This window comes from Pseudomonas cichorii (assembly GCF_018343775.1).
Taxonomy (GTDB): Bacteria; Pseudomonadota; Gammaproteobacteria; order Pseudomonadales; family Pseudomonadaceae; genus Aquipseudomonas; species Aquipseudomonas cichorii.
The window spans coordinates 2,290,752-2,316,319 of the sequence record NZ_CP074349.1 but is presented as its reverse complement, the minus strand read 5'-3'; the positions used below and the strand labels follow the sequence as shown (position 1 = coordinate 2,316,319).

23 protein-coding genes and 1 riboswitch are annotated in these 25,568 nt (G+C 59.9%); of the genes, 18 read left to right on the top strand and 5 right to left on the bottom strand.

Translation table 11 applies throughout. From position 1 onward, the window contains the following. Nucleotides 1-25 precede the first annotated feature (25 nt). The 5 genes from KGD89_RS10325 (at nt 26) to KGD89_RS10305 (ending at nt 4,458) form a co-directional block, all read left to right on the top strand. Nucleotides 26-1,063 (top strand): ABC transporter permease, encoded by a 1,038-nt coding sequence (locus KGD89_RS10325; protein WP_025259706.1) that lies wholly within the window; start codon nt 26-28, stop codon nt 1,061-1,063. Continuing rightward, nucleotides 1,063-1,968 (top strand): ABC transporter permease, encoded by a 906-nt coding sequence (locus KGD89_RS10320; protein WP_025259705.1) that lies wholly within the window; start codon nt 1,063-1,065, stop codon nt 1,966-1,968. The genes KGD89_RS10325 and KGD89_RS10320 overlap by 1 nt, the downstream gene beginning before the upstream one ends. 19 nt (nt 1,969-1,987) lie before the next feature. Next, on the top strand, nt 1,988-2,827 hold the full coding sequence (locus KGD89_RS10315) for an ABC transporter ATP-binding protein (RefSeq protein WP_025259704.1): 840 nt from the start codon (nt 1,988-1,990) through the stop codon (nt 2,825-2,827). A gap of 10 nt (nt 2,828-2,837) precedes the next feature. Further along, on the top strand, nt 2,838-3,602 hold the full coding sequence (locus tag KGD89_RS10310) for an ABC transporter ATP-binding protein (RefSeq protein WP_025259703.1): 765 nt from the start codon (nt 2,838-2,840) through the stop codon (nt 3,600-3,602). A 133-nt stretch (nt 3,603-3,735) separates the two neighbouring features. Further along, the gene (locus KGD89_RS10305; RefSeq protein WP_025259702.1) at nt 3,736-4,458 is read left to right on the top strand and encodes an oligogalacturonate-specific porin KdgM family protein; all 723 of its coding nucleotides are present in this window, start codon (nt 3,736-3,738) and stop codon (nt 4,456-4,458) included. A 66-nt stretch (nt 4,459-4,524) separates the two neighbouring features. Here KGD89_RS10305 and KGD89_RS10300 read toward each other — a convergent pair whose 3' ends face one another. Further along, entirely contained in the window at nt 4,525-5,250 is a 726-nt protein-coding gene (locus KGD89_RS10300; protein ID WP_025259701.1) for a FadR/GntR family transcriptional regulator, read from the bottom strand. Nucleotides 5,251-5,360: 110 nt separating this feature from the next. On the opposite strand from KGD89_RS10300, the gene KGD89_RS10295 reads away from it, so the two are divergent. From KGD89_RS10295 to KGD89_RS10280, 4 genes are all read left to right on the top strand, one after another. Further along, nucleotides 5,361-6,077, top strand: a complete 717-nt coding sequence (locus tag KGD89_RS10295) for a FadR/GntR family transcriptional regulator (RefSeq protein ID WP_025259700.1) — start codon at nt 5,361-5,363, stop codon at nt 6,075-6,077. A gap of 19 nt (nt 6,078-6,096) precedes the next feature. Next, nucleotides 6,097-6,299: riboswitch (cobalamin riboswitch) on the top strand. A 133-nt stretch (nt 6,300-6,432) separates the two neighbouring features. Further along, nucleotides 6,433-7,446: an ABC transporter substrate-binding protein gene (locus tag KGD89_RS10290; protein ID WP_025259699.1), complete on the top strand. Its 1,014-nt coding sequence runs from the start codon at nt 6,433-6,435 to the stop codon at nt 7,444-7,446. Beyond that, a complete protein-coding gene (locus KGD89_RS10285; RefSeq protein ID WP_025259698.1) occupies nt 7,443-8,465 on the top strand; it encodes a FecCD family ABC transporter permease in 1,023 nt (340 codons plus the stop codon). The genes KGD89_RS10290 and KGD89_RS10285 overlap by 4 nt, the downstream gene beginning before the upstream one ends. Next, on the top strand, nt 8,462-9,253 hold the full coding sequence (locus tag KGD89_RS10280; RefSeq protein WP_025259697.1) for an ABC transporter ATP-binding protein: 792 nt from the start codon (nt 8,462-8,464) through the stop codon (nt 9,251-9,253). The genes KGD89_RS10285 and KGD89_RS10280 overlap by 4 nt, the downstream gene beginning before the upstream one ends. On the opposite strand, the gene KGD89_RS10275 is transcribed toward KGD89_RS10280, so the two are convergent. Beyond that, nucleotides 9,247-10,137 carry a LysR family transcriptional regulator gene (locus tag KGD89_RS10275; RefSeq protein WP_025259696.1) on the bottom strand — a complete coding sequence of 297 codons (891 nt, stop codon included), beginning with the start codon at nt 10,135-10,137 and terminating at the stop codon, nt 9,247-9,249. The genes KGD89_RS10280 and KGD89_RS10275 overlap by 7 nt on opposite strands. Nucleotides 10,138-10,305: 168 nt before the next feature. Here KGD89_RS10275 and KGD89_RS10270 point away from each other — a divergent pair, with 168 nt between their 5' ends. From KGD89_RS10270 to KGD89_RS10255, 4 genes are all read left to right on the top strand, one after another. Continuing rightward, nucleotides 10,306-11,388: a 4-oxalomesaconate tautomerase gene (locus KGD89_RS10270; protein ID WP_025259695.1), complete on the top strand. Its 1,083-nt coding sequence runs from the start codon at nt 10,306-10,308 to the stop codon at nt 11,386-11,388. A gap of 77 nt (nt 11,389-11,465) precedes the next feature. Continuing rightward, nucleotides 11,466-12,776 carry a dicarboxylate/amino acid:cation symporter gene (locus KGD89_RS10265; protein WP_038399799.1) on the top strand — a complete coding sequence of 437 codons (1,311 nt, stop codon included), beginning with the start codon at nt 11,466-11,468 and terminating at the stop codon, nt 12,774-12,776. 117 nt (nt 12,777-12,893) lie between these two features. Then, the gene (locus tag KGD89_RS10260) at nt 12,894-14,198 is read left to right on the top strand and encodes a CitMHS family transporter (protein WP_025259694.1); all 1,305 of its coding nucleotides are present in this window, start codon (nt 12,894-12,896) and stop codon (nt 14,196-14,198) included. A gap of 89 nt (nt 14,199-14,287) precedes the next feature. Then, nucleotides 14,288-15,541, top strand: a complete 1,254-nt coding sequence (locus KGD89_RS10255) for an OprD family porin (RefSeq protein ID WP_025259693.1) — start codon at nt 14,288-14,290, stop codon at nt 15,539-15,541. Nucleotides 15,542-15,618: 77 nt separating this feature from the next. On the opposite strand, the gene KGD89_RS10250 is transcribed toward KGD89_RS10255, so the two are convergent. Next, a complete protein-coding gene (locus KGD89_RS10250; protein WP_025259692.1) occupies nt 15,619-16,482 on the bottom strand; it encodes an aldo/keto reductase family oxidoreductase in 864 nt (287 codons plus the stop codon). Nucleotides 16,483-16,580: 98 nt separating this feature from the next. Between KGD89_RS10250 and KGD89_RS10245 the strand changes: the two genes are divergently transcribed. Continuing rightward, nucleotides 16,581-17,522 (top strand): LysR family transcriptional regulator, encoded by a 942-nt coding sequence (locus KGD89_RS10245; RefSeq protein ID WP_025259691.1) that lies wholly within the window; start codon nt 16,581-16,583, stop codon nt 17,520-17,522. Here the strand turns inward: KGD89_RS10245 and KGD89_RS10240 are convergent. Next, nucleotides 17,479-18,390 (bottom strand): LysR family transcriptional regulator, encoded by a 912-nt coding sequence (locus tag KGD89_RS10240; RefSeq protein ID WP_025259690.1) that lies wholly within the window; start codon nt 18,388-18,390, stop codon nt 17,479-17,481. The genes KGD89_RS10245 and KGD89_RS10240 overlap by 44 nt on opposite strands. A 136-nt stretch (nt 18,391-18,526) precedes the next feature. On the opposite strand from KGD89_RS10240, the gene KGD89_RS10235 reads away from it, so the two are divergent. After that, entirely contained in the window at nt 18,527-19,594 is a 1,068-nt protein-coding gene (locus KGD89_RS10235; RefSeq protein ID WP_025259689.1) for an alkene reductase, read from the top strand. Nucleotides 19,595-19,601: 7 nt separating this feature from the next. Here KGD89_RS10235 and KGD89_RS10230 read toward each other — a convergent pair whose 3' ends face one another. Next, nucleotides 19,602-20,096: a GNAT family N-acetyltransferase gene (locus KGD89_RS10230; protein ID WP_025259688.1), complete on the bottom strand. Its 495-nt coding sequence runs from the start codon at nt 20,094-20,096 to the stop codon at nt 19,602-19,604. A 376-nt stretch (nt 20,097-20,472) separates the two neighbouring features. Between KGD89_RS10230 and nirB the strand changes: the two genes are divergently transcribed. From nirB to KGD89_RS10215, 3 genes are all read left to right on the top strand, one after another. Further along, complete coding sequence (gene nirB / locus KGD89_RS10225; RefSeq protein WP_025259687.1) at nt 20,473-23,031, top strand: nitrite reductase large subunit NirB; 2,559 nt, start codon at nt 20,473-20,475, stop codon at nt 23,029-23,031. Beyond that, a complete protein-coding gene (gene nirD, locus KGD89_RS10220) occupies nt 23,031-23,417 on the top strand; it encodes a nitrite reductase small subunit NirD (protein ID WP_025259686.1) in 387 nt (128 codons plus the stop codon). The genes nirB and nirD overlap by 1 nt, the downstream gene beginning before the upstream one ends. A gap of 119 nt (nt 23,418-23,536) precedes the next feature. Then, nucleotides 23,537-25,495, top strand: coding sequence for a DNA topoisomerase III (locus KGD89_RS10215; protein ID WP_025259685.1), 1,959 nt, complete (start codon nt 23,537-23,539; stop codon nt 25,493-25,495). Nucleotides 25,496-25,568: the final 73 nt, after the last annotated feature.

The following is a 25,568-nucleotide window of genomic DNA, read 5'->3' as shown; positions in this document are numbered from 1 at the left end:
GGGTTCAACGAAGGCAGGAATCATTATGTCGAGTGCATCATTTTCACTTTTGAGCAGTCGGGTCGCCAACGGCACCCGGCGCGGCGGATCAGTGGCGGCGACCCTGTTCGGACTGCTTTTGCTCACTTTCTTCATCGGTCGGGTCATGCCGCTGGACCCGGTGCTGGCCATCGTCGGACCTGACGCCGATGCAGCCGCCTACGCTCAGGCCTATCAGGAACTGGGTCTGGACAAGCCGCTCTGGACCCAGTTCGGCCTGTACCTCAAGGACCTGCTGCATGGGGATCTGGGCAAGGCGTTGCTCACTGGCCATCCGGTCATCGAAGACATCGCCCGGGTATTCCCGGCCACCCTGGAACTGGCGACCCTGGCGATTCTGTTCGGCGTGCTGATCGGCCTGCCGCTGGGCGTGTATGCCGCGACTCATCAAGGCCGTACCGGCGACCACATTGCCCGTGTCATCACGCTGTTCGGTTACTCCACGCCGATCTTCTGGCTGGGCATGATGGCGTTCCTGGTGTTTTACGCCTGGCTGGGCTGGGCCGGCGGTGTCGGGCGTATCGGCCTGGCCTATGACGGCCTGATCGAAACCCGCTCCGGGCTGCTGCTGATCGATACGGCCCTGTCCGGCGACTGGGAGGCCTTTCGCAGCGCGCTGCGCCACATCCTGCTGCCAGCGGTGATCCTGAGTTTCAACTCGGTGGCTTACATCAGCCGCATGACCCGCAGCTTCATGCTCGAACAACTGTCGCAGGAGTACATCATCACGGCGCGGGTCAAGGGTCTGTCGCAACGGCGAATCGTCTGGGGCCATGCCTTCCGCAACATTCGCGTGCAGTTGCTGACCATCGTCGCCCTGGCCTACGGCGGCCTGCTTGAAGGGGCGGTGCTGATCGAAACGGTCTTTGCCTGGCCGGGCTTCGGCCAGTACCTGACCAGCAGCCTGTTGCTGGGCGACATGAATGCGGTGATGGCCTGCGTGCTGCTGATCGGTCTGATCTTTGTGATCCTGAACCAGATCAGCGATGCCCTCTATAAAGTCTTCGATCCGAGAACCCGCTGATGAATACGTCCATTGCAAGCAGCGCCAAACCCATGATCCAGGCACCCACTTCAAGCTTCGCGGCCTTCACCGGCAGTTGCTCACGCCTGTTGCGCTTTCTGCTGCGCAACCCGATGACGCTGGCGGGCCTGATCGTGATCAGCACGTTGATGGTGGTCGCCCTCTTCGCGCCCTGGATTGCCACTCACGACCCACTCGCCCAGGACCTGTCAGCCGCCCTGCGCACGCCAGGCGCACAGAACTGGTTCGGTACCGATGAATATGGCCGGGACGTGTTCAGCCGCCTGGTGTATGGCTCACGCATCACCCTGTACATCGTGATGCTGGTGACCGTGATCGTCGGCCCGATCGGGCTGCTGATCGGCACCGTGTCAGGCTACTTTGGCGGCTGGGTCGACAGCCTGTTCATGCGTATCACCGACATCTTCATCTCGTTTCCCAGCCTGGTTCTGGCACTGGCGTTCATCGCCGCTCTCGGCCCTGGCCTGGAACATGCGGTGATTGCCATTGCCCTGACCGCATGGCCGCCCATTGCACGCCTGGCGCGGGCCGAAACCCTGTCGCTGCGCAACGCCGACTTCGTGGTGGCGGTCAAGCTGCAGGGCGCATCGGCGCTGCGCATCATTGGTCGCCACATCATCCCCATGTGCCTGTCCTCGGTGATCATCCGCCTGACCATGAACATGGCCAGCATCATCCTCACCGCCGCGGCACTGGGCTTCCTCGGTCTGGGCGCACAGGCGCCACTGCCGGAATGGGGCGCGATGATCTCCAGCGGCCGACGTTACATGCTGGAAAGCTGGTGGCTGGTGGCAGCACCCGGCGCAACGATCATGCTGGTCAGCCTGGCATTCAACCTGCTGGGTGATGGCCTGCGCGATGTTCTGGACCCACGCAGCGAATAACAAAAACAAGGTAAAAGCCATGTCACAGATAAAGCTTGCGGTAGAAGACTTGCGCGTCGAATTCACCAATGCTGGCAAGACAACGGCGGCGGTACGCGATGTTTCGTTCAATCTGGGTCGGGAAAAACTGGCCATCGTCGGCGAGTCCGGCTCCGGAAAATCCACGGTGGGGCGCAGCCTGTTGCGTCTGCACCCGTCGAGCGCCCGCATCACCGCCAAGACCCTGCGCTTCGGTGATATCGACCTGCTCAGTTGCAGCGAGAAACAGATCCAGGGCATTCGTGGCCGGCGCATGTCGATGATCATGCAAGACCCTAAATACTCGCTGAACCCGGTGATCAAGGTCGGCGAACAGATTGCCGAGGCCTATCTGGCCCATCACAAGGTTTCAGCACAGGAGGCCCGCGAGCGCACGCTGGACATGCTGGCCAAGGTGCATATCCGCGACCCGGCACGGGTTTACGATCTCTACCCCCACGAGGTTTCCGGCGGCATGGGGCAGCGGATCATGATTGCCATGATGGTGATCACCGATCCGCAGGTAATCATCGCCGACGAACCCACCTCGGCACTGGATGTCTCGGTCCGCCGCCAGGTGCTCAACGTGCTGGAAGAACTGGTCAGCGAACGTGACCTGGGGCTGATTTTCATCAGCCATGACCTGAATCTGGTGCGGCACTTCTGCGACCGGGTGCTGGTGATGTACGCCGGACGGGTGGTGGAATCCCTGGACGCCAGCGAACTGGACCACGCCCGCCACCCGTACACCCAGGGCCTGCTCGCCGCCCTGCCCAGCCTGGATCGTCCGCGCGCCAGCCTGCCGGTCCTGCAACGCGATCCCCTTTGGCTCACCCACTGAGAATGATCCCATGGCAATGATCAGAGTCGATTCACTGAACCTGAGTTTTGGTACTGGTCCAGGACTGAATCAGGTGCTGCGTGACGTTAACCTGCATGTCGCAGAGGGCCAGTCGTTCGGGCTGGTTGGCGAGTCGGGTTCGGGCAAGACTACGGTCCTGCGCTGCCTGGCCGGGCAATACCAGCACTGGACCGGCAGCCTGAGCGTGGCCGGCCGGGCGGTAAGCCGTCATCTGGACGCCAGTCATTACCGGACCGTGCAGATGGTCTTTCAGGACCCCTATGCTTCGCTGCACCCGCGCCACACCATCGATGCAGCGCTCAAGGAGCCCCTGAGCATCCATCGCATCGGCGAGCGCGACAAAAGAGTCTGCGAAGTGCTGTCACGGGTTGGTCTCAATGAAAGCTTCCGCTTTCGCTATCCGCATCAACTGTCCGGTGGTCAGCGCCAGCGTGTCGCCATCGCCCGGGCATTGATCCTGGAACCCCGCGTCCTGCTGCTGGATGAACCCACCTCGGCGCTGGACGTTTCCGTTCAGGCCGAAATCCTCAATCTGCTGGCCGACCTGCGACAGCAACAAGGCCTCACCTACCTGATGGTGACGCACGACCTGGGCGTCGTGGCGCACCTGTGCGACCGGGTTGCCGTGATGCAGCAAGGCCAGGTGCTGGAAACCCTCGACAGCAGCCAGTTGGTCAACAATCAGGCGCAGCACGAGTACTCCCGATTATTGATCCAGGCCAGCCGCGACATGGACGTGCGCCTCACCGGCTGAGCGGTCGTCGCCTGACGGCCTGAAAAACCGAACCCCGCTGACAGCGTGACCCCAGGCCATGACGGCTACGGGATTCGGCTGCCTGCGATTTGCTCCAACACACCCAGAACTTCAATCAAACAAGAATAAAAAAATGAAAAAATCAATCGCTCTGCTCTCCCTGTCCGCCCTGTTGCCATCTGCCTGGAGCTATGCCGACAGCGGCTATATCAACTATCGACATCAATACGCGGAAAGCACCCGCATGCACTCCGACCGGGTCAAGTTCGGCACACGCCTGGACAGTGGCTGGGGGTTTGAAGGTGAGCTGAAGTACAAGACTGCGGGTGACCGTCAGGATGTGGCCTTCGACAATACCGTCGGCAACGGCCATGAGCTGACGATCAGCTATCAGCACAAACTCAACGACAGATGGACTGTAACGCCTTCCCTGGCACTGGAAAGCATCGAGAAGTCCACGTCTTACAAGACGGGCATCAAGGTCGGTTACAAGGTGAACGATGCGCTGAGCATTTCAGGCCGTTACCGCTATGACTCGATCAAGCTCGACCGTGACAAGATCAACGAATCCATGCCCGACAACGCGATGGATAACCAGTCGATCAACCGCTATGACATCTGGATCAACTACTCGACCAAGGGGCCATGGACTTACGAGTACCAGCTCACCTATTTCGATGCGGACTATATCCGCTACGACAACGGCACCAGCGATTACGAACAGAATGCGGCATTCAAATATCGCTGGAGCAAACAATGGGTGCCGTTCTTCGAGATCGGCGATATCAAGGTCGATTCCGAGGATGACAAACGCCAGTTGAGATTACGGGTCGGGATTCAATACAACTTTATGTGATTGCTTCATCATCCTTTCGCGACTGAAGTCGCTCCTCGCAGGAGCGACTTCAGTCGCGAACAAGCCCTACTCGCTATGAGTACGCCGCAACCGGATGCGGCTGCCGTTGAGGTGCAGGTACATGGCCGAACGGGCCGCATCCACATTACCTTCGGCAATCGCGTTGTAGATCTGTCGATGTTCGGCATTGATCCCGGCCAGATAAGCACTGCGATCACTTTGCCCGGTGTAGGCGGAATTCATGCGGGTACGCGGAATCAGCTTGGTGCCCAGGTGTTTCATGATGTCGATCAGGTACGCATTGCCCGAAGCCTTGGCGATCTTGAGGTGGAACTGGAAGTCGGCATTGATCGTGGTCCCGGATTTTTCCGGCCCTTCGAGCAGCGCATCAAAGGCCCGCTTGAGTTCCAGCAAGGTTTCAGGGCTGCGACGTTGCGCAGCCAGCCCCGCCGCTTCGACCTCCAGGCTGATGCGAAACTCCAGCAGATTCAGCACATCGGACAAGGTCGCAATGGTCGCCGGCCCAACCGAAAAACCTTCAGGTGGCGGCATATCCAGCACAAAGGTGCCGACCCCATGGCGCGTCTCCACAAGCCCGGCGGCCTGCATCCGCGAGAGTGCATCGCGAACCACTGTGCGGCTGACGCCCTCGGCCTCCATGATATGGATTTCAGAAGGCAGCTTCTCGCCACGCTGGAGCACACCATCGCGCATCCGCTGGGCAAAGCGGTCGACCAGTGTTTCGGCAAGACGACGATGGTTTTTCTGCGAAGAAAGGACGTTGTCCGACATTGCAGCCTCAATTCGATCGAATGCCACAGTATAGGCTGCGATACCGACACAAAACACACCATGACTGCGGTTATACTCAGCAACCCGACACGGACCCGATCAGCCCGCCTATGGAACACCCGTCATCCCCTACAGGACGCCGCTCCAGCCTGACCCAGCAACTGGTCGCCGAGTTCTCGCGCAAGATCCGCGAGGGCGAGATCAAAAGTGGTGAAAAGCTGCCGACCGAGCAGGTCATCATCCGGGAAACGGGTGTCAGCCGTACGGTGGTTCGCGAGGCGATGTCGCGCCTGCAGGCCGAAGGGCTGGTGGAAACCCGCCATGGCATCGGGACCTTTGTGGTCGATGCTTCGCGTCCACGGGATTTCCAGATCCCGGAAACCCTGTCCGGCAGCCCTCCCGATGCAGCGGCCATCATCGAACTGCGCCTGAGCCTTGAACCGGAATCCGCCGCTCTCGCCGCACAACGGCGCACGCCGGAGCAACTGGAAGCCATACGCAAGGCGCTAGACGAGTTGCATCGCTGCGACCGGAACGAAACCGATACGACCCAGGCCGATTTCGAGTTTCACCGCAGTATCGTGCAATGCACCGCCAACAGCTTCTTTACCGATGTCATGACCCAACTGGGCAACAGCATTCTGCCCAGGGCACGGATCGGTTTCGGCAATGTGCCGACGACTCGGCTCATGGATGACCCGCACATCCAGCAGCGCGAACAGGAGCAGATCTACTCGGCTATCGCCCATCAGGATCGCGATGCGGCCAGGGCGGCGATGCGCCTGCACCTGATCAACTGCCTGCAACGCCTTCGCGCAAAGGATTAGCCACTAAAAGGCTTATCGTTTACCATCGCGCCCCGTCGGTTTCCGAGAGGAACTAACAGGGAATTCGAGGGCCTCGCACCTGCGCAGCTCAAACGAAACTGCCCCCGCAACTGTAGGCATCGAGCCAACTCCATCATGGCCACTGGGTAGTTCATTCCCGGGAAGGCTGGAGTCAGGTGATGAAATGCCAGTCAGGAGACCTGCCGACCTGCAACTTCACTGACCGGCGGGGTGTCCGGGAAGGACATCCGCGCGCCGGTTCATGGCTGCCTTGCCCTGCCTTCGGCGCAGTGCCGGGGATGTGTTTCCTGTCTGTACATTGCGCCCTGCACGTACGAAACGGAGATCGCATTACATGTCACTGCCCCGCCTTGCCGCCCTCATCGCCGGTCTGAGCCTGTCCACCCTGAGCCTTGCCGCTCCCACTCAATACCCGCTCACTGTCGAAAACTGTGGCATGAAGCTGACGTTCGAGCATGCGCCGCGCAAGGCAGTGACCATCGGCCAGTCCGGGACCGAAATGCTTCACGAACTGGGGCTGGGCGACACGCTGGTAGGCACTTCGCTGTGGTTCAACGATGTGCTGCCGCGCTTCAAGGCGCAGAACGACAAGGTCGAACGTCTGGCGGACAACGACCCGAGTTTCGAGGCCGTCATCGGCAAGCGCCCGGAACTGGTGGCCGTCCAGCTTGAATGGATGGTCGGAGCCCAGGGCGTGGTCGGTACCCGCCAGCAGTTTCATGACTTGAAGATCCCGACCTACATCATGCCGTCCGACTGCGAAGGCAAGGACAACCTGGTAGGCGCTGATGGCACACGCCTGGAGCCCTTCCGCATCGACACCATCTACAAGAGCATCGAACAGCTCGCCCAGATATTCGACGTACAGGATCGCGGCCAGCAACTGGTTGCAGAGCTGCGCAGTCGTCTGGCCCATGCAGTCGCCAACGTCAAACAGAACAAGGAGCGGGATGTGTCCGCAGTGTTCTGGTTCTCCAGCGCAGACATCGATATCGACCCTTATGTGGCAGGCCGCAAAGGCATTCCGGACTTCATGCTCAATAACCTGGGCATGCGCAATATCGTCGAGTCCGATGAAGAGTGGCCGACCGTGGGCTGGGAAACCATCGCCAAGGCCAATCCCGACATTCTGGTGATCGCACGTATGGATCGCCGTCGTTTTCCGGCCGACGACTACCGCAGGAAACTCGAATTCCTCAAGTCCGACCCGGTGACCCGCAATATGGACGCGGTCAAGCATGACCGTATCGTGATCATCGATGCCGATGCCATGCAGGCCAGCATCCGGCTGTTTACTGGCATCGAAGAACTGGCCGAAGCCGCCAATCGCTACAACGCCGCTCAATGAAGCTGGCCACTGCGCTCGGCCACATACTATGGGTGACAGCAGTTCTGCTGCTGGCCATCGTGGCGGGCGCTGCCATCGGTGAAACCAGCATCAGCCTGCCGGTGGTCTTCCAGGTGCTGGCGAACAAACTGTGGGCGGCCGGGTACGTGCTCGACCCCATCGATGAGGGGATTGTCTGGAACTATCGCCTGACCCGCTCCATCGTGGCAGCGGCCTGTGGCGCGGGGCTGGCGATTTCCGGTGTGGTGCTGCAATCGTTGCTGCGTAATCCGCTGGCCGATCCATACCTGCTGGGCATCTCCGCCGGCGCCTCGACGGGCGCTGTGCTGGTGGCGATTCTGGGCCTGGGCGCCGGAGCCATTTCCATGTCGGCGGGAGCCTTCGCCGGAGCGGTGGCGGCCTTCTCGCTGGTCGCCCTGCTCGCACGCTCTTCCCACGGCCCGACAGCAGCCGGGCATATCATTCTGGCCGGGATCGCCGGGTCGCAGCTGTTCAATGCCCTGACCTCGTTTCTCATCACCAAATCCGCCAGCGCCGAGCAGGCACGGGGCATCATGTTCTGGCTGCTGGGCAATCTCAGTGGCGTGCGCTGGCATTCGGTATGGCTGGCAGTGCCAGTGGTCGTGGTGGGTTTGCTGGTCTGCCTGTGGCATCGGCGCGCCCTGGATGCCTTCACCTTCGGCAGTGATTCGGCGGCATCCCTCGGCATCCCGGTACGACGCGTGCAAATCGTGCTGATCGCTTCTGCAGCGCTGGTCACGGCAGTGATGGTATCCATTGTCGGCTCCATCGGCTTTGTCGGGCTGGTGATTCCCCATGCCGTGCGCATGGTCGCCGGAGTCCGCCATGCCCGGCTGGTGCCGCTCAGCGCCTTGTGCGGCGCGCTGTTCCTGATTGCCGCCGACATCCTGTCCCGCACCCTGATCAAGGGCCAGGTCTTGCCGATTGGCGTCATCACCGCACTGATCGGCGCACCGGTCTTTGCGCTGATTCTCATTCGAGGGAAAACCACACGATGAACGCCTTTTCGCCCATCGTCGACACCCCGGCACTCAGTTGCTTGGGTCTTGGTTATTCGCTCAAGGACAAGACCCTGCTCAAGGACGTGAATCTGAGCATTGCGCCGGGTGAAACCCTTGGCATTGTCGGTCCCAACGGTTCGGGGAAGTCGACACTGCTCAAGCTGCTGTCAGGCCTTCAATCGCCGTCCAGCGGTCAGGTGCAGCTCAATGGGCAGGCACTGGCCAGCATGAAGCGCCGCGATATCGCCCAACTGTTGGCGGTGGTCGAACAACAGGCCGAAACCAGCGACGCAATCACCGTACTGGACGCCGTCGAACTGGGCCGTACCCCCTGGCTGTCTGCCCTGGAACCCTGGAGCGACCGCGACGACGCCATAGTCCGCCAGGCCTTGCAGGATGTCGGGATGCTGCACCTGATCAAGCGCGCCTGGCATACCCTGTCCGGCGGCGAACGCCAGCGTACCCATATTGCCCGGGCACTGGCGCAACGCCCGCAGATCCTGTTACTGGACGAGCCGACCAACCATCTGGATATCCAGCATCAACTGTCGATTCTGGGGCTGATCAAGTCGTTGCCTGTCACCACCGTCATTGCTCTGCACGACCTCAATCAGGCGCTGGAATGTGACCGTGTGGCGGTGATGGAAAACGGCCAGATGGTCGCACTCGGCAAACCTGTGGATGTGCTGACACCTGAGCGCCTGCATAGCACTTTCGGCGTCAGGGCCCACTGGCTGACCGATCCGTTCGATGGTGCACGGATACTGCGTCTGCGGTCTTACTGAGGCCATTGCTCCAGCAACATCGCTACGAACTTTTCGGCAGCAGGCGACAGTGACGCGCCGCGCCGGGAAACCAGCCCCAGGGTTCGATCCACCACCGGATCTACCAGCGGAACGCTGACCAGCGTCGGATGCCCTTCGGCCGGCATGGCCAGGCTGGGCATGGCGGATATGCCCAGCCCGGCTTCGACCATACCCAGCGATGTCGACAGGTGCTGCACTTCATAGAACCACTTGGGTCGCCAGCTCAGGCCGGCCAGCGCATGGTCGAGAATCATCCGGTTGCCGCTCAGGCGGCCAACGCCGATCAGGCGATATTCACTGAGTTCGATCCAGGCAACCGACTCCCGCTTTGCCAGCTCATGGTCGCGTCGGCAGGCGAGCACGAAAGGCTCTTTGACAAGGGGCACGAACTCGATATCCGGGTGTTGCCCGCTCATCATGTTGATGCCGAAATCGGCCTCCCCTCGCAACACGGCTTCCAGCCCCTCATTGGCACTGAGGTCCAGCAGCCGGATGCGGATCTTGGGGTATCGCTCGTTGTACAGGCGGATCACGGAAGGCAAAAAGTAGAACGCGGCCGTGGGAATACAGGCAAGGGTCACCTGGCCAATCTGGCGTTCTGCCAATTCCCGGATATTGAGAATCGAGTCCTCGAAATCATCCAGAAGCCGTCGCGCCTTGGGAAAAAAATCGCGGCCGACGCTGGTCAGGCTGACCCGGCGAGTGGTGCGATCCAGCAATGAGGTGCCTAGGCCCTGCTCAAGCTTCTTGATTCGCCGAGTGAGGGCAGGCTGGGAAATATGCAGCACTTCGGCGGCTTCATGGAAGCTTCCAAGTTCAGCGATTTTCACGAACGATCGAATATCTTGCAGCTCATATTCCACATTATTTTCCTTTTGGTGGATTGCGATGGGCCTTCAAGACCAGCGGAGAATTATTGCCTGAAGTGGAATAATATCTACGATCTTTGCATTGGATACGCTTAAAAATCCATGGGACTCTTGCTTCCAACACATCAATTACCTCAATTGATCAACAAGAGTCCAAAAATTATGCAACCGATTCCCTGCGTCCTGATGCGCGGCGGCACTTCCAAAGGGCCGGTTTTTCTCGCCAGTGATTTACCCTCTTCGACCGCTGAGCGCGATGAACTGCTGCTGGCCCTCATGGGCTCTGGTCATGAGCTGGAAATCGACGGAATCGGTGGTGGCAGCCCGCAGACCAGCAAAGTGGCAATCGTCAGCCCATCGACTCATGAAGATGCCGATGTGGATTACCTGTTCGTACAGGTCATGGTTTCCCAGCGCCGCGTCGATACCGCGCCCAACTGCGGCAACATGCTCTGCGCCGTCGGCCCGTTTGCAGTGGAACAAGGTCTGGTCGAGGCCAGTGGCGACGTCACTCAAGTGCGGATTCGCAACCTCAACACCGGCACCTTCGTCTGCGCCGATGTCCGCACCCCTGGCGGCCACGTCAGCTACGAAGGCCAAACCAGCATCGACGGAGTACCGGGCACGGCAGCTCCAGTGCAACTGACTTTCCTGGACGCAGCAGGCAGCAAGACCGGCAAGCTGTTCCCCACCGGCCAACAGACTGACATCTTTGATGGCGTACCTGTGACCTGCATCGACATGGCGATGCCCATGGTCATCATCGAAGCGTCTCTGCTGGGCAAGCGTGGCGATGAGACGCCTGCCGAACTGGACGCCGACAAGGATTTTCTGCGCAAGCTCGAAGCTTTACGCTTGCGCGCGGGAATGGCCATGGGGCTGGGCGATGTGAGCGACAAAGTGATTCCCAAACCCGTACTGGTTTCGCGGCCCGATGCAGGCGGCACCCTCAAGGTTCGCTATTTCATGCCGCATAACTGTCATAAGGCCCTGGCGATCACTGGCTCCATCGGCCTGGCTACAGCCTGTGTCAGTGAAGACACCGTGGTTGCCCAACTGCTGGGTAATGCCCAGACTCCGCGCCTGCAAGAAGTCCGGATCGAACATCCGAGCGGTTCGATCCAGGTCGCCCTGGCCTACGTAGGGGAAAACGGACAGACCATCCGGGCTTCGGTGGTGCGCACGGCACGTCGACTCTTCTCCGGGGAGGTCTACGCCCCTGTCGCGCAACGGCTGGCGGGCTGACATTGTTTATCACTGCACACTGCTCTGCCTGATACTGAGTACCGCATCAGAACAACTCCAATAATGGGTGATGCAACATGAAAATCGCTAAATCGCTCTACTTTCAGATTATCTGCGCCGTGGTCCTCGGGGTCCTGGTCGGTCACTTCTGGGCCCAGCAAGCCATCGCCCTCAAGCCTTTGGGCGATGCGTTCATCAAGCTGATCAAAATGATGATCGCACCGGTGGTGTTCTGCACCATCGTCACCGGCATTGCCGGTATGAGCGACAAGCGCTCTCTCGGGCGCCTGATGAGCAAGACCATGCTGCTGTTCCTCGCCCTGACGGTGGTCAGCCTGTTCATCGGCCTGATCGCGGTTTATGTGATCCAGCCGGGCGTCGGTATGAACATCGATCCGGCGAAACTGAGCACTGCCGGTTTGAGCCAGTACACGGACTCCGCTGCGAAACTGGGTGTCGTGGACTTTTTCATGCACATCATCCCGGACACCTTCATTGGCGCGTTCAACAAGGGTGAAGTCTTGCCGGTGCTGTTTATCGCGGTATTGTCCGGGTTCGCACTGTCATCCTTGGGCGAGCGCGGCAAACCGGTGCTCAATGTGCTGGAATCGGCCTCGCACATGGTCTTCAAGATCTTCTCGTACCTGATGCGCTTCGCTCCGATCGGTGCCTTTGGTGCCCTGGCATTTACCGTGGGCCAGTACGGCATCACTTCCCTCGGCTCGCTGGCCAAGCTCATCATGACCTTGTACATCGCCTGCGGCTTCTTCGTGTTCGTAGTGCTGGGCGGAATCTGCCGCGCTCACGGCTTCAGCCTCTGGAAACTGCTGCGCTACTTTCGCGAAGAGTTCCTGGTGGTGCTCGGCACTTCGTCAACCGAGCCTGTCATGCCGCGCATGCTGGAGAAACTTCAAGCCCTGGGTTGCAAGAAAGGCGTTGTCGGCCTGGTACTGCCAACGGGGTACTCCTTCAATCTGGACGGCACAGCAATCTATCTTTCCCTGGCCGCCATTTTCATTGCCCAGGCGTGCAATATCGAACTGAGCATGACGCAGACCCTGACCATGCTGGCAATCATGTTGCTGTCATCCAAGGGCGCGGCGGGCGTGACCGGCAGCGGCTTCGTCGCCCTGGCATCGACCCTTACGGTCATCCACGATATTCCGCTGGCAGGCCTGGCATTGCTGATCGGTATCGACCGTTTCATGTCCGAAGCCCGGGCGCTGACCAGCCTGGCCAGTAACGCCGTCGCGACGGTGGTGATCTCCCTGTCGGAAAACGCATGTGACCGCCAGGTCCTCATGCAACGCCTCGACGGGAAAGCCATCGCCGCCACGCCTGAAACCCCGCAATGGGAAAGCACACCCCAGGCTGCCGAGCGCACCTGACACACACCTACACACATCAATCGATATCCATTCGAGCAGGCAAGGCATCGTTCATGCGATGCCCTGCAGGCCCGGCGGCATTCGCTTGCCCATGAATAACAACAAGAGAATATCCATATGCTTGCCTTTCTTGGCCTGGCCATGGTCGTGGTGTTCACCTACCTGATCATGTCCAAACGCTTGTCTCCGATTGTCGCGCTGACCCTGGTCCCCATCGTTTTCGCAATCATTGGCGGCTTTGGCGGCACCACCGGCAAAATGATGCTCGACGGCCTGAAAATGGTCGCGCCCTCCGCGGCCCTCCTGCTGTTCGCCATCCTGTTCTTTGGCCTGATGATCGACTCCGGCCTGTTCGACCCGCTGATCCGCAAGATCCTCAAGCGGGTCAATGGCGACCCGATGAAAATCGCGGTGGGCACGGCGCTCTTGTCACTGACTGTCGCCCTCGACGGTGATGGCACGACCACTTACATGATTACCTGCGCAGCCATGCTGCCGCTGTACAAACGCATTGGCATGAATCCGATGATCCTCGGCATCATATCGATGCTTTCCCTGAGCATCATGAGCGGCATGACGCCATGGGGCGGCCCTGCAACCCGAGCCATTGCCGCGCTGGGCCTGGATGCAGGCGAGTATTTCATTCCGTTGCTGCCCACCATGATCGGCGGCGCCGCCTGGGTGGTGTTCACTGCCTTTCTGTTGGGCCGTTCCGAGCGCAAACGCATCGGCAACGTGCAGTTGCAGAGCGGCGGCGGTGACTGCTATATCGACGAAATACTGGGCAATACGCCGCACAAACGCCCCAAACTGGCCTACGTCAATCTGGCGCTGGTCATTGCCGTGATGATTGCGCTGGTAACGGGCCTGATGCACTCAGCCGTGCTGTTCCTGATCGGTTTCGTCGTCGCGCTGATGATCAACTACCCGCAACTGGATATTCAGAAGGAACGCATCCTCGCCCACTCCGGCAATGCCATGACCGTGGTTCTGCTGGTCTTCGCCGCCGGGGTTTTCGCCGGGATCTTCTCCGGCACCAAGATGGTCGACGCCCTGGCGCAGACCCTGGTGGACTGGATTCCACCGCAATGGGGGCATCTGTTCCCGCTGGTCGTCGCCCTGACCAGCATGCCGCTGACTTTTGTGCTGTCCAACGACGCTTATTACTTCGGCGTGGTACCGATCCTTGCCAATGCCGCAGCCGCCTATGGCATCAGCCCGCTGGAAATTGCCAGGGCTTCGATTCTGGGCCAGCCGGTGCATCTGATGAGCCCGTTGGTGGCCTCGACCCTCTTGCTGGTCGGCATGATCGACCGCGACATCGGTGAGTTCCAGAAAGCCACCTTGAAATGGGCGGTGCTGACCTCCCTTGTGGTCACGGCCCTGGCTCTGCTGACCGGCGCCCTGACGCTGTTCGTCTGACGTCACCCACCCCGTAACACGACTACTCACGGGTCCTGAAAAGGACCTGCGGATCACTGCACCTCCAATAACAACAACGAGTATTGAGCATGAGTATGTTTTTCAAGCGTGGAGCCCTTTTTTCCGTGTTGGGCGCCCTGCCCTGCGCCAGTGTCGGCGCTGCGGGCTTCGTTGAAGACAGCAAGCTGAAGCTGCAACTGCGCAACGTCTACTTCAATGAAAACTTCCGGGACGAGAACGGCCTGAGCGCCCGTGCGGCGAGTACAGCCAAAAGCGAGCGCACCGAGTGGGCACAAGGCTTCCTGCTCGACTATCAGTCCGGCTTTACTCAGGGGACTCTGGGTTTTGGCCTCGATACACTCGGGCTGATGGGCGTAAAGCTCGACTCCGGCAAGGGCCGTAGCGGCACCGGACTGCTACCGGTGCATGGCGACGGGCGTGCGGCGGATGAGTTTGCCAGCCTGGGCGCAGCCGCAAAAATGCGTCTGGCCAAGACCACCGTCAAATACGGCTCGTTGCTGCCCAAAACCCCGGTGCTGATTTACAACGATGCTCGCCTGCTGCCACAGACTTATCAGGGCACGCAGTTCACCAGCAACGACATCGACAACCTGACCCTCACCGGCGGCCATCTGGATCAATTCAAGTTGCGCGACTCTTCGGACAGCCGCTCGATTGTTCCCGATGGCTTTACCGGCAAAGGCTCGGACTTCTCTTATATCGGCGGGGACTACAAGCTCGGCAAGAACATTCGCCTCAGCTATTTCCATGGCGAGCTTGAGGATTTCTACCGCCAGAACTTCGCCTCGATCCAGCACGACCTGCCGATTGGCAAAGGCGTGCTGACCAGCGATCTGCGTTATTTCCATAGCGTGGATGCCGGCACCGCGCGAGGAGGCAAGATCGATAACGATATGTTCAGCGGCCAGTTGACCTATGCATTGGCCGGACACAGCTTCGGTGGTGGTTATCAGACACTGAGCGGGGAGGCAGGCTTGCCTTATATCAGCGGCGCAACCGTGTACTCATTCAGTAATGTCGGGATCGGCAAGTTTATCGAGGAGGATGAAAAGACCTGGATGCTCGCCTATGGCTATGACTTCGCTCGCAGCGGTGTGCCGGGCCTGACATTTTCGACCCGCTACCTGAGTGGCGACAATGGCAAGTCCGGCTCGGCAAGGCTGCACGAGTGGGAGCGCGATGCCGAACTGGCCTATGTGCTGCAAGGCGGGACCTTCAAAGGGCTGGGCATGAAGCTGCGTAACTATGTCTACCGTTCGGATTACGCCCGAGGCCGTGACAGCAACCGGATCTACATCACCTACGAGATTGCCCTCTGGTGACCGGATACCGGTCGGCGAGTGAGGTTTTGTAGCTGACCATCACTCGCCTGCTCTTTATATAAAGTCTCGTAAAGGGCTCATGCCAACTCTTCAAGCTCGGCCAGCAGACCCGGCTCGATCACCAGCTCACTGGCAGAGAGGTTTTCGCGCAGGTGCGCAACCGAAGAGGTCCCCGGAATCAGCAGGATATTGGGCGAGCGTTGCAGCAGCCAGGCCAGCGCCACGTTCAGAGGCGAGGCACCCAGGCGAGTCGCGACGCGAGACAGGGTTGTCGATTGCAACGGGCTGAAGCCACCGAGGGGAAAGAACGGCACGTAGGCAATGCCTTGCTGGCTCAGCTCTTGGATAAGCTGTTCATCTGCCCGGTGAGACAGGTTGTAATGGTTCTGCACGCAGACAACCCTGGCGATTCCTTGAGCCTGTTTGATCTGCGACGCCGTGACATTGCTTAGGCCCAGATGACGAATCAACCCTTGTTGCTGCAATTCGGCCAGGGTCGTGAACGCCTCCTCGATCGGCCCCTCTTCGGGAGCCTGCTGGCTGCCCCAGGCCCGCAGGTTCACAACATCCAGCACATCGCGCCCCAGGTGGCGCAAGTTGTCATGCACCGCATGGGTCAGCTCGGCAGGGCTCGGTGCCGGGTTCCATGAACCATCTGCACCGCGCAGGGCGCCGACCTTGGTCACGATCACCAGATTGTCCGGGTATGGCTGCAAGGCTTCGCGGATCAACTGGTTGGTCACATGCGGGCCGTAGAAGTCCGCGGTATCGATATGGTTGACACCCGATGCCAGTGCTTCCTGCAAAACAGCAACTGCCGCTTTCGGGTCTTTGGGTGGGCCGAAGACATTGGGACCGGCCAATTGCATCGCGCCATAGCCCATGCGATTGACCGTACGGTCGCCCAACAAGAAAGAACCTGCCTTGCGTGCATTGCTCATGTCGTCCACCTCGGGAAATGTGTTCAGGCCACTATAGGCATTGACGGCTCCACTGATAATGCAGTGCAATCCGCACAGGTTGTACGCCGGAGAGAACAGTGCCCGCAGATATCCAGGACTTGCTGTCCTATGTGATTGTCGTAAAAGCCGGAGGCTTTCGTGAGGGCGCCAGGGCCAGCGGCAAATCCGCCTCCAGCCTCAGCGATGCCGTGCGGCGCATCGAAGCAAGGCTCGGCGTGCGTCTGCTCAATCGCACTACGCGCAGCGTAATGCCCACCGAGGCGGGTGCGCGCTTGATGGAGCGGATCGTTCCAGCCCTTGCCGAGGTCGAGACATCCCTGGATGTGGTGAATGACTTCCGCGACGGCCCTTCCGGCACACTGAAGCTGAACGTACCTGCCAGCGCGGCCAGACTGGTACTGCCCGCAATCATCACGCCCTTTCTGCAAGCCTACCCCGACATCCGTCTGGAAGTGGTCATCGAAGAAAGCTTTGTCGACATGCTCAAGGAAGGTTGTGACGCCGGGATTCGTTACGATGAACGTCTTGAAAAAGACATGATTGCCATCCCCATCGGCCCGAGACTCCAGCGCATGGCGACGGCAGCGTCACCCGCCTATCTCAAGACCCATGGTCGCCCAGAGCATCCGCAAGACCTTCTGCAACACTCATGCATACGGGGTAAATTCGCCAGTGGCGCCATGCCGCTCTGGGAGTACGAACGTGATGGCGAAACCGTTTGCGTAGACCCCACCGGCCCTTTACTGGTCAGGGCTGGAGGGGCTTCCGACCTGGCGGTCCAGGCGGCAATCGATGGCCTGGGCATCGTTTATCTGTTCGAGGAGTGGATTCAACCGCATCTGCAAAGCGGAGCACTGGAACCGGTGATGGAAACCTGGTGGCAGGAGTTTTCCGGGCCTTATCTCTACTATCCCGGTCGCCGCTACCTGCCTTCCCCGCTCAGGGCATTTGTGGACTTTGTCAAAGAGCAGAACGTCACCCGGCCTGACAGCAGAAAGTCTGGCATACCTTCTCCTTGACCAGATCCATGAACGCAGACACCGCAGCAGGAAGATGTTTGCGGCTCGGGTAAAGTGCATTCAGGCCAGGCCCCACGCGCTGGTATTGCGGGAGCACCTCTACAAGTCGGCCGGCCTGCAGATCCAAGTGGGTAAGCGTGGTGGGAAGCAAGGTTATGCCAAGCCCGGCCACTGAGGCCTTGCGCAGTGATTGCGCGGTATTGCCGATGAACCGGCACGTCACCTGAACCTCTTCCTCGACACCGTCAGGCCCGTCGAGACGCCATGTGGCAAAACCGCTGGGATGGGCAAAACCTATACAGTCCAGCCCCGCCACCTCCTGCAAGGTTTCGGGTTGACCATGTCGAGTGATATAGCCAGGGCTGGCCACAAGTACACTGTTGCTGGTGCCTAGAATCTGCCGACTGACATAAGCCAGATCGTTAAGCGGCCCACCCCGAAACGCAACATCGATCTGATCGGCGATCAGGTCAGCCTTGTCATCACTGAGCACGAATTCGAGCCGCATCTTCGGGTACAACGCCATGAATTCGGCGACCCACTCCATCTGAAAGACATCGAAGAAATCGGCAGGCACTGCCACACGCATCAGCCCGCTGGACTCCTGACTGCCCATCATCAATGCCTGACCGGCATCGGCCAGATCATCCACGGCACCGGCACAGCGTTCGTGAAAGGTCCTCCCGGCATCGGTCAGGGTGAGCTTGCGCGTCGAGCGCTGCAACAGCCTGGAACCCAATTGCGCCTCAAGCTGCTGGACGCGACGGCTCACCGTATTGGACGGAATCCCCATGCGCCTCGCGGCCTCGGCAAAGCTGCCGTAACGCACGACCTGAACGAAGAGCGCGACATCATTGAGATCAAGCATCTGGCCCATTCCATTGAAATATGGACGAGTTAAATACAATCCATCCATCTAGTAAACAGACAGGGGGCCTTTTATCTTCTTCGCACCGAAATCACTTTCAGGCCGACCCCAGGCCCTACCTGTCAGAGAAATATCCATGAGCAATCACGAAGCCTTGCTATCGCCTTTCCAACTCGGCCCCCTGCCCTTGAAGAATCGTCTGGTGGTGGCACCGATGACCCGCAGCCGTGCGGGCGAAGGAGATGCTGCTACGCCTCTCGTCGCTGAATATTACCGTCAGCGGGCAAGTGCCGGCCTGATCATCACTGAAGGTTCACAGGTTTCGGCCCAGGCGAAAGGCTATCCGCGAACGGCTGGCATTTTCACGCAAGCACAAATTGCGGGCTGGAAGCAGGTGACCGACGCAGTACACTCGGCAGGAGGACGTATATTCCTGCAACTGTGGCATGTCGGGCGACTCTCCCACCCACTGGTTCAAGCCAACGGGGAGTTACCTGTAGCGCCCTCAGCCATCAAGCCCGAAGGTGAGCTGTATACCCCGCAAGGGCTCAAGCCCTATGAAACACCCAGGGCCCTTGCGCTGGATGAAATCCCGGGGGTTGTCGCGCAGTTTCGCCAAGGGGCCGAGCATGCAAAGCTTGCAGGCTTTGACGGTGTGGAAATCCATGGCGCCAATGGTTACCTGATCGATCAGTTCCTGCGCGATGGCGCCAATCTGCGCACCGATGAATATGGCGGCTCTGCCGAAAATCGCGTTCGCTTCCTCAAGGAAGTGGTAGAAGCGGTGATCCCGGTTTTTGGTGCAGATCGCACCGGTGTACGCCTCTCACCCAACCTCAATATTTTCTCGGTCAGCGACAGCACGCCACAGTCGACCTTTGAGCACGCCGTAAAAACCCTGAGCGGTTACGGCCTGGCCTACCTGCATGTTGTGCAGTTTGGCGAAGGCCACTTTGACTTCGTGAAACTGAAACAGCAATTTGGCGGAACCTATATAGCCAATGGCGGCTTTGATGCCGATCGGGCAGAGGCGACCATTCAGGCTGGCGACGCTGAACTGGTGTCGTTCGGCACACCTTTTCTGGCCAACCCGGATCTGGTTGAACGAATCCGACAGGGGGCCACGCTCAATACTCCAGATCAGGCGACGTTCTACCAGGGTGAAGAACGCGGCTATACCGATTACCCCGCCCTGAACGCCTGACTGTCCCTCAGCGCAGACAATGCATATGCGTTGTCTGCCAGACGGGATCGTCCTCCACATCGACCGTTACAAAACCCTGCTTTTCCCAGAAGCGGATCGCACCCGGCAGAAACGGGTGGGTGTGCAGGTACAACACCTCCACGCCACTGGCATCGGCCTGCACCTTGAGCGCTTCGTACAACTGCCCTGCCAGCCCGGCACCTCTGAATTCGTGGCTGACGAACAGGCGCACAATTTCCACCGCTCTGCGGCCTGCGTAGTTCAGTTGGGCAAAGCGATGGTCGTAAGGCAGATAACCGATGGCAGCGATGATCTCGCCTTCGCAGCAGGCGATCAGGAACCTGCCGTCCTCCGCGTCCAGATAGACCTGTTCAAAGTCGGCCAGATCAGCCGGAACGACGCTGGCATCGAGCATGGGAAATATTTCGGCACGGGCCGCCATGACAAAGTCGATGGTGCGGGGAATGTCGGCAGGCTGGACTTCAGTGATGGTGATGTTCATGGCAACTGACCTGGGTGGGGTAGCGCAGGGTAATACAATTTCGGGGCGAATTTAGTCACGAATGAATGCGCTTGTACCGAAGGTTCATGCACAGATTTACAGCATCGCCGCCCCATGACGCACCAATGCAAAGCGGGTTGGAACACGCCCTCACGTCATAACCTGCTGAAAACAGCCTTTTAAGCAAGCTGGCACACCCCCTGCATAGTCTGTGATAACCCCACCATGAATGTGGTCGGGCGGTGCATCCGGCAACGTCGTCCGATGTCACCCACAAAACTTTATGAATAACAGGCAAAGGCGCCTGGAACCGAAAGGTTCCGGGCGTCTTTTTTTTGGCTTTGAAAAACCTGATTGGCCTAGGCCGGGACTTGCTATGAACACCACAGTCTTACCCTTCAGCGATGTACAGACCCTTATCGTCGTCGGCAATGGCATGGTCGGTCATCATTGCGTCGAGCAGTTGATCGCAGGCGGCGCCCTTGATCGCTATCGCATTCATGTCTTCGGCGAAGAACGCCAGCGTGCCTACGACCGCGTGCATCTTTCAGAGTACTTCACTGGCCGCGATGCCGAATCCCTGGCCATGAGTGATGCGGCCCTCTATCAGCAAGCCGGGCTGACCCTGCACCTGGGTGTTCCAGTGCTGGAGATCGACCGGGATCGTCGCGAGATCATCACCGCTGAAGGCTGCTTCACTTATGACAAGCTGATCATGGCCACGGGCTCGTTCCCGTTCGTACCGCCAATCGAAGGTGCCCAAGGCGACTCACGTCTGGTCTACCGCACCCTCGAAGACCTGGACACCATTCGTTACGCCGCCAGCAAGGCTCGTCGCGGTGTAGTCGTAGGTGGCGGCCTGCTGGGACTGGAAGCGGCCAACGCCCTGAAATCCCTGGGGCTAGAAGCCCATGTGGTGGAGTTCGCGCCACGACTGATGCCGGTGCAACTGGACGATCTTGGCGGCGCGGCCCTCAAGGCCCGCATCGAAGCGCTTGGCGTTGGTGTGCACCTGTCCCGTGCCACACAGTCGATCAGCGACGGCAAGCAGTACCGCTATCGCATGAACTTCGCCAACGACGAGTTTCTGGAAACCGATCTGATCGTGTTCTCTGCCGGTATTCGTCCTCAGGATGCACTGGCTCGCCAATGCGAACTGGAACTCGGCCCTCGGGGCGGTATCGCAATCGATGAACACTGCCGCACCAGCGATGCGGATATCTATGCCATTGGCGAATGCGCGGCCTGGAACGGCAGTGTCTTCGGCCTGGTTGCGCCGGGCTATCAGATGGCCCGTAGCGTGGCCGCCCAGCTTTGCGGTCAGGACGCCGATGCCTTCTTTGGTGCCGACATGTCCACCAAGCTCAAACTGCTGGGCGTGGATGTAGGCTCCATTGGCGATGCCCATGGCGCACTGGCGGGTGCGGTCAGCTATCGCTTTATCGATGAAGCCACTTCCAGCTATCGCCGTCTGGTGGTGTCGGCCGATGGCAAGCAAGTGCTGGGCGCGGTGCTGGTGGGCGACAACAGTTATTACGACACCCTGCTGCAATACGCCCAGAACGGCATTCCCCTGCCCGCCGATCCTTCCAGCCTGATCCTGCCCCGTGGCGAAGGCGCGCCGACCCTGGGGGCCGATGCCCTGCCCGCCACGGCGACCATCTGCTCCTGCCATAACGTCAGCAAAGGCTCGATCTGCTCGGCCATCGATGCAGGCTGTACCGATCTGGCCGGCATCAAGACCCAGACCAAGGCCTGCACCGGCTGTGGTGGCTGCGCAGCCTTGCTCAAGCAGGTTTTCGAGCATGAACTGATCGCCCGTGGCGTCAGCGTCGACAAGAGCCTGTGCGAACACTTCGCCTACACCCGTCAGGAGCTGTATTCGATGGTCCGCGTCGAAGGCATCGAAACCTTCGAGGAACTGCTGACCCGCCACGGCAAGGGCGCCCATGGCTGCGACATCTGCAAACCTGCCGTCGGCTCGATTCTCGCGTCCTGCTGGAACCGGCAGATTACCGAGCCTTCGCTGGTGCCACTGCAAGACACCAACGACACCTTCATGGCCAACATGCAGAAAAACGGCACTTACTCGGTGGTGCCGCGCATTCCCGGTGGCGAGATCACACCGGACGGCCTGATTGCCATCGGTGCCGTGGCCAAGAAATACGACCTGTACACCAAGATCACCGGCGGTCAGCGTATCGACCTGTTCGGCGCACAACTCCACGAACTGCCGGATATCTGGAGCGAATTGATCGAAGCCGGTTTCGAGACTGGCCATGCCTACGGCAAATCGACGCGGACCGTGAAATCCTGCGTGGGCAGTACCTGGTGCCGCTATGGCGTACAGGACAGCGTGGCCATGGCCTTGCGTATCGAAGACCGCTACAAGGGCCTGCGCTCGCCACACAAACTCAAGTTCGCCGTTTCTGGCTGTACCCGCGAATGCGCGGAAGCACAAAGCAAGGATGTGGGTGTCATCGCCACCGAAAACGGCTGGAACCTCTATGTAAGCGGCAACGGCGGCATGCGCCCACGCCATGCGGAACTGTTCGCCACTGACCTGGATGACGAAACCCTGATCCGTTACATCGACCGTTTCCTGATGCTCTACATCCGCACCGCCGACAAGCTGCAACGCACCTCGGTCTGGCGCGAGTCGCTGGAAGGCGGCCTGGATTACCTCAAGGCCGTGATCATCGACGACAGCCTGGGGCTGGCCGACGAGCTGGAAGCGCAGATGCAACTGGTGGTCGATCGCTATGAATGCGAATGGGCCAATGCCCTCAAGGACCCGGAAAAGCTCAAGCGCTTCCGCACCTTCGTCAACGACAAGCGCAGCGACCCGGATGTCCACTTCGTCAAGGAACGTGAGCAACGCCGCCCTGCAAAACCTGAAGAAATCGCCCTTATCCCGTTCAAGGAGGTGGTCTGATGAGCCAGTCCAACATGGCCTATGCCGAAAAAACACTCGCGCCTGCCATGAGCACACAATGGCAGACGCTGTGCTCGCGCAAGGATCTGGTTGCCAACTCAGGCGTGGTGGCCTGGCTCGATGGCGCGCAGGTCGCGCTGTTCTATCTGCCTGAAACCGAGGAAGGCGAAAAGCTCTTTGCCATCGAAAACCGCGATCCCAAATCCGGTGCAAATGTCATCGGCCGCGGCCTCATAGGGCAGCTTGGCGGGGAACTGGTCATCGCGTCGCCGCTGTACAAGCAGCACTTCCGCCTGCACGACGGCACCTGCGTGGAATACCCGGAGCAACAACTCGAAGTCTGGCCGGTGCGCCTGAATGGCGAGCAGGTGGAAATCGCGGTTTAGCCTGCCGTTGGGCAAGTCCTACAAGGTTTATCTGTATATCCATACAGATAAACCTTGCTCACAACGCTTTCAGTGTTCATCCTTACCGCATTCAAACCCCATCAATGCAAGCGGTGGTTATGCGGCTGTTTCTCTGCGAAAAACCCTCACAGGCCAAAGATATCGCCGCCGTCCTCGGCGCGACCCGGCGTGGGGACGGCTGCTGGACAGGCCCCAACGCCACCGTGACCTGGTGCATCGGCCACCTGCTGGAAACCGCGCCACCGGATGCCTACGATGCCCGTTACAAACGCTGGGTGCTGGAAGACCTGCCGATTGTCCCGGACAAATGGAAGATGCTGGTCAAACCCCGCACCGCCAGCCAGTTCAAGGCCGTAAAACGCCTGCTGGGCGAAGCTCGGGAACTGATCATCGCCACCGACGCCGACCGCGAAGGCGAGATGATTGCTCGCGAACTGGTTGAACATTGTCGCTATCGTGGTCCGATACAGCGCTTGTGGCTCTCGGCCCTGGATGACGCTTCGATCCGCAAGGCGCTGGCGTCCCTCAAGCCCGGTGCCGATACCTTCAGCCTCTATCATTCGGCACTGGGCCGCTCCCGCGCCGACTGGCTGATCGGCATGAACATGAGCCGCCTGTTCACCCTGCTCGGTCGCCAGTCCGGGTATCAGGGCGTGCTGCCGGTGGGCCGTGTGCAAACGCCAACCCTGCGGCTGGTGGTGGATCGCGACCGCAGCATCGCCGACTTCGTCCCCGTGCCTTACTGGGCCATCGACGTCAAACTGCTGCATGACGGTCAGGCCTTCATTGCCCAGTGGCGAGCCCCCTCAGATGCCTGTGACGATCAGGACCGCTGCCTGAACCAGCCACTGGCGCAACAGGCCGCAGAGGCGATTCGCAATGCCGCCAGCGCCAAGGTCGTAAAACTGCGCACCGAACGGATTCGCGAAGCTGCGCCCTTGCCTTTCGACCTGGGCACCTTGCAGGAAATCTGCTCGAAAAAGCTCGGCCTTGGCGCTCAGGAAACCCTGGATATCGCCCAGGCCCTGTATGAAACCCACAAGGTCATCACCTACCCGCGCAGCGATTGCGGTTATCTGCCCATGAGCCAGCATGGCGAGGCTGCGGGCATCATTGCCGCGCTGGGCCAATCAGACCCTGCACTGAGCGAACTGCTCAGGCATCTGGACCCGCAACGTCGCTCACGGGCCTGGAACGACGCCAAGGTCAGCGCCCACCACGGCATCATCCCCACCGCTGCCGCCCGAGGCATCGAGCGTCTGACCGGCAAGCCGCGAGCGGTCTACACCCTGATCAGGGCGCGCTATCTGGCGCAGTTCCTGCCCAATCACGAATACGACCGGACCCAGGCCGACTTCGACTGCGCCGGGCAGGCCTTACGGGCTGTCGGCAAACAGATCATCGAGCCAGGCTGGAAACGTGCCATGCCCGAAGCGCTGGCGCCAGCCAAAGGGCGCGAAGCCCCTCCCCCGCAAAACCTGCCCGCGCTGTTTCAGGGCTGCGACTGCCCGGTGAGCGATGTCATCCTCAAGGACCTGTGGACTCAGCCGCCCAAGCCTTTCACCGAAGGCGACCTGATCAAGGCCATGAAGAATGTCGCCAAGCTGGTGGAAGACCCGCTGCTCAAGCAGAAGCTCAAGGACACCACCGGGATCGGTACCGAAGCCACCCGCGCCGGCATCATTCAGGGCCTGATCGACCGGGGTTATCTGATCAAGCAAGGCAAGGCCTTGTCTGCCACTGCCGCAGCATTCAGCCTGATCGATGCCGTCCCTCGCGCCATCGCCGACCCCGGCACCACCGCCATTTGGGAACAGGCGCTGGACATGGTGCAAAACGGTGAAATGAGCCTGGAGGAATTCGTCGCCAAACAGGCCGCCTGGATGAGCAAGCAGGTCAGCCGTTGCGTCGGCCTGCGGATGACCATCAGCGGCCCCGCCAGCCCGGCCGGTGGCGCAGCGCCCTGGAAGAAAAAACGCAAGACCGGTACGCGCAAGGCGGCCGGAGCCACTGCAAGCAAGGGCAAACGCCCGACAAGAGCAACAAAGAAAGCCTGACCCCATTTGTATCTCGCCGCTTACAGCTTGCAGCTTATCGCTTGCGGCTTACCCCTGCTTTTCACTCCCCCCT

Bases quoted from the DNA above. Each gene is read 5' to 3' on its own strand.
- nirB (WP_025259687.1), top strand. From the start codon at position 20,473: ATGAACACCACAGTCTTACCCTTCAGCGATGTACAGACCCTTATCGTC.
- KGD89_RS10215 (WP_025259685.1), top strand. From the start codon at position 23,537: ATGCGGCTGTTTCTCTGCGAAAAACCCTCACAGGCCAAAGATATCGCC.
- KGD89_RS10260 (WP_025259694.1), top strand. From the start codon at position 12,894: ATGCTTGCCTTTCTTGGCCTGGCCATGGTCGTGGTGTTCACCTACCTG.
- KGD89_RS10320 (WP_025259705.1), top strand. From the start codon at position 1,063: ATGAATACGTCCATTGCAAGCAGCGCCAAACCCATGATCCAGGCACCC.
- KGD89_RS10300 (WP_025259701.1), bottom strand. From the start codon at position 5,250: ATGTCGGACAACGTCCTTTCTTCGCAGAAAAACCATCGTCGTCTTGCC.
- KGD89_RS10235 (WP_025259689.1), top strand. From the start codon at position 18,527: ATGAGCAATCACGAAGCCTTGCTATCGCCTTTCCAACTCGGCCCCCTG.
- KGD89_RS10290 (WP_025259699.1), top strand. From the start codon at position 6,433: ATGTCACTGCCCCGCCTTGCCGCCCTCATCGCCGGTCTGAGCCTGTCC.
- KGD89_RS10295 (WP_025259700.1), top strand. From the start codon at position 5,361: ATGGAACACCCGTCATCCCCTACAGGACGCCGCTCCAGCCTGACCCAG.
- KGD89_RS10265 (WP_038399799.1), top strand. From the start codon at position 11,466: ATGAAAATCGCTAAATCGCTCTACTTTCAGATTATCTGCGCCGTGGTC.
- KGD89_RS10270 (WP_025259695.1), top strand. From the start codon at position 10,306: ATGCAACCGATTCCCTGCGTCCTGATGCGCGGCGGCACTTCCAAAGGG.
- KGD89_RS10250 (WP_025259692.1), bottom strand. From the start codon at position 16,482: ATGAGCAATGCACGCAAGGCAGGTTCTTTCTTGTTGGGCGACCGTACG.
- KGD89_RS10310 (WP_025259703.1), top strand. From the start codon at position 2,838: ATGGCAATGATCAGAGTCGATTCACTGAACCTGAGTTTTGGTACTGGT.
- KGD89_RS10280 (WP_025259697.1), top strand. From the start codon at position 8,462: ATGAACGCCTTTTCGCCCATCGTCGACACCCCGGCACTCAGTTGCTTG.
- KGD89_RS10240 (WP_025259690.1), bottom strand. From the start codon at position 18,390: ATGCTTGATCTCAATGATGTCGCGCTCTTCGTTCAGGTCGTGCGTTAC.
- KGD89_RS10230 (WP_025259688.1), bottom strand. From the start codon at position 20,096: ATGAACATCACCATCACTGAAGTCCAGCCTGCCGACATTCCCCGCACC.
- KGD89_RS10315 (WP_025259704.1), top strand. From the start codon at position 1,988: ATGTCACAGATAAAGCTTGCGGTAGAAGACTTGCGCGTCGAATTCACC.
- nirD (WP_025259686.1), top strand. From the start codon at position 23,031: ATGAGCCAGTCCAACATGGCCTATGCCGAAAAAACACTCGCGCCTGCC.
- KGD89_RS10255 (WP_025259693.1), top strand. From the start codon at position 14,288: ATGAGTATGTTTTTCAAGCGTGGAGCCCTTTTTTCCGTGTTGGGCGCC.
- KGD89_RS10305 (WP_025259702.1), top strand. From the start codon at position 3,736: ATGAAAAAATCAATCGCTCTGCTCTCCCTGTCCGCCCTGTTGCCATCT.
- KGD89_RS10325 (WP_025259706.1), top strand. From the start codon at position 26: ATGTCGAGTGCATCATTTTCACTTTTGAGCAGTCGGGTCGCCAACGGC.
- KGD89_RS10285 (WP_025259698.1), top strand. From the start codon at position 7,443: ATGAAGCTGGCCACTGCGCTCGGCCACATACTATGGGTGACAGCAGTT.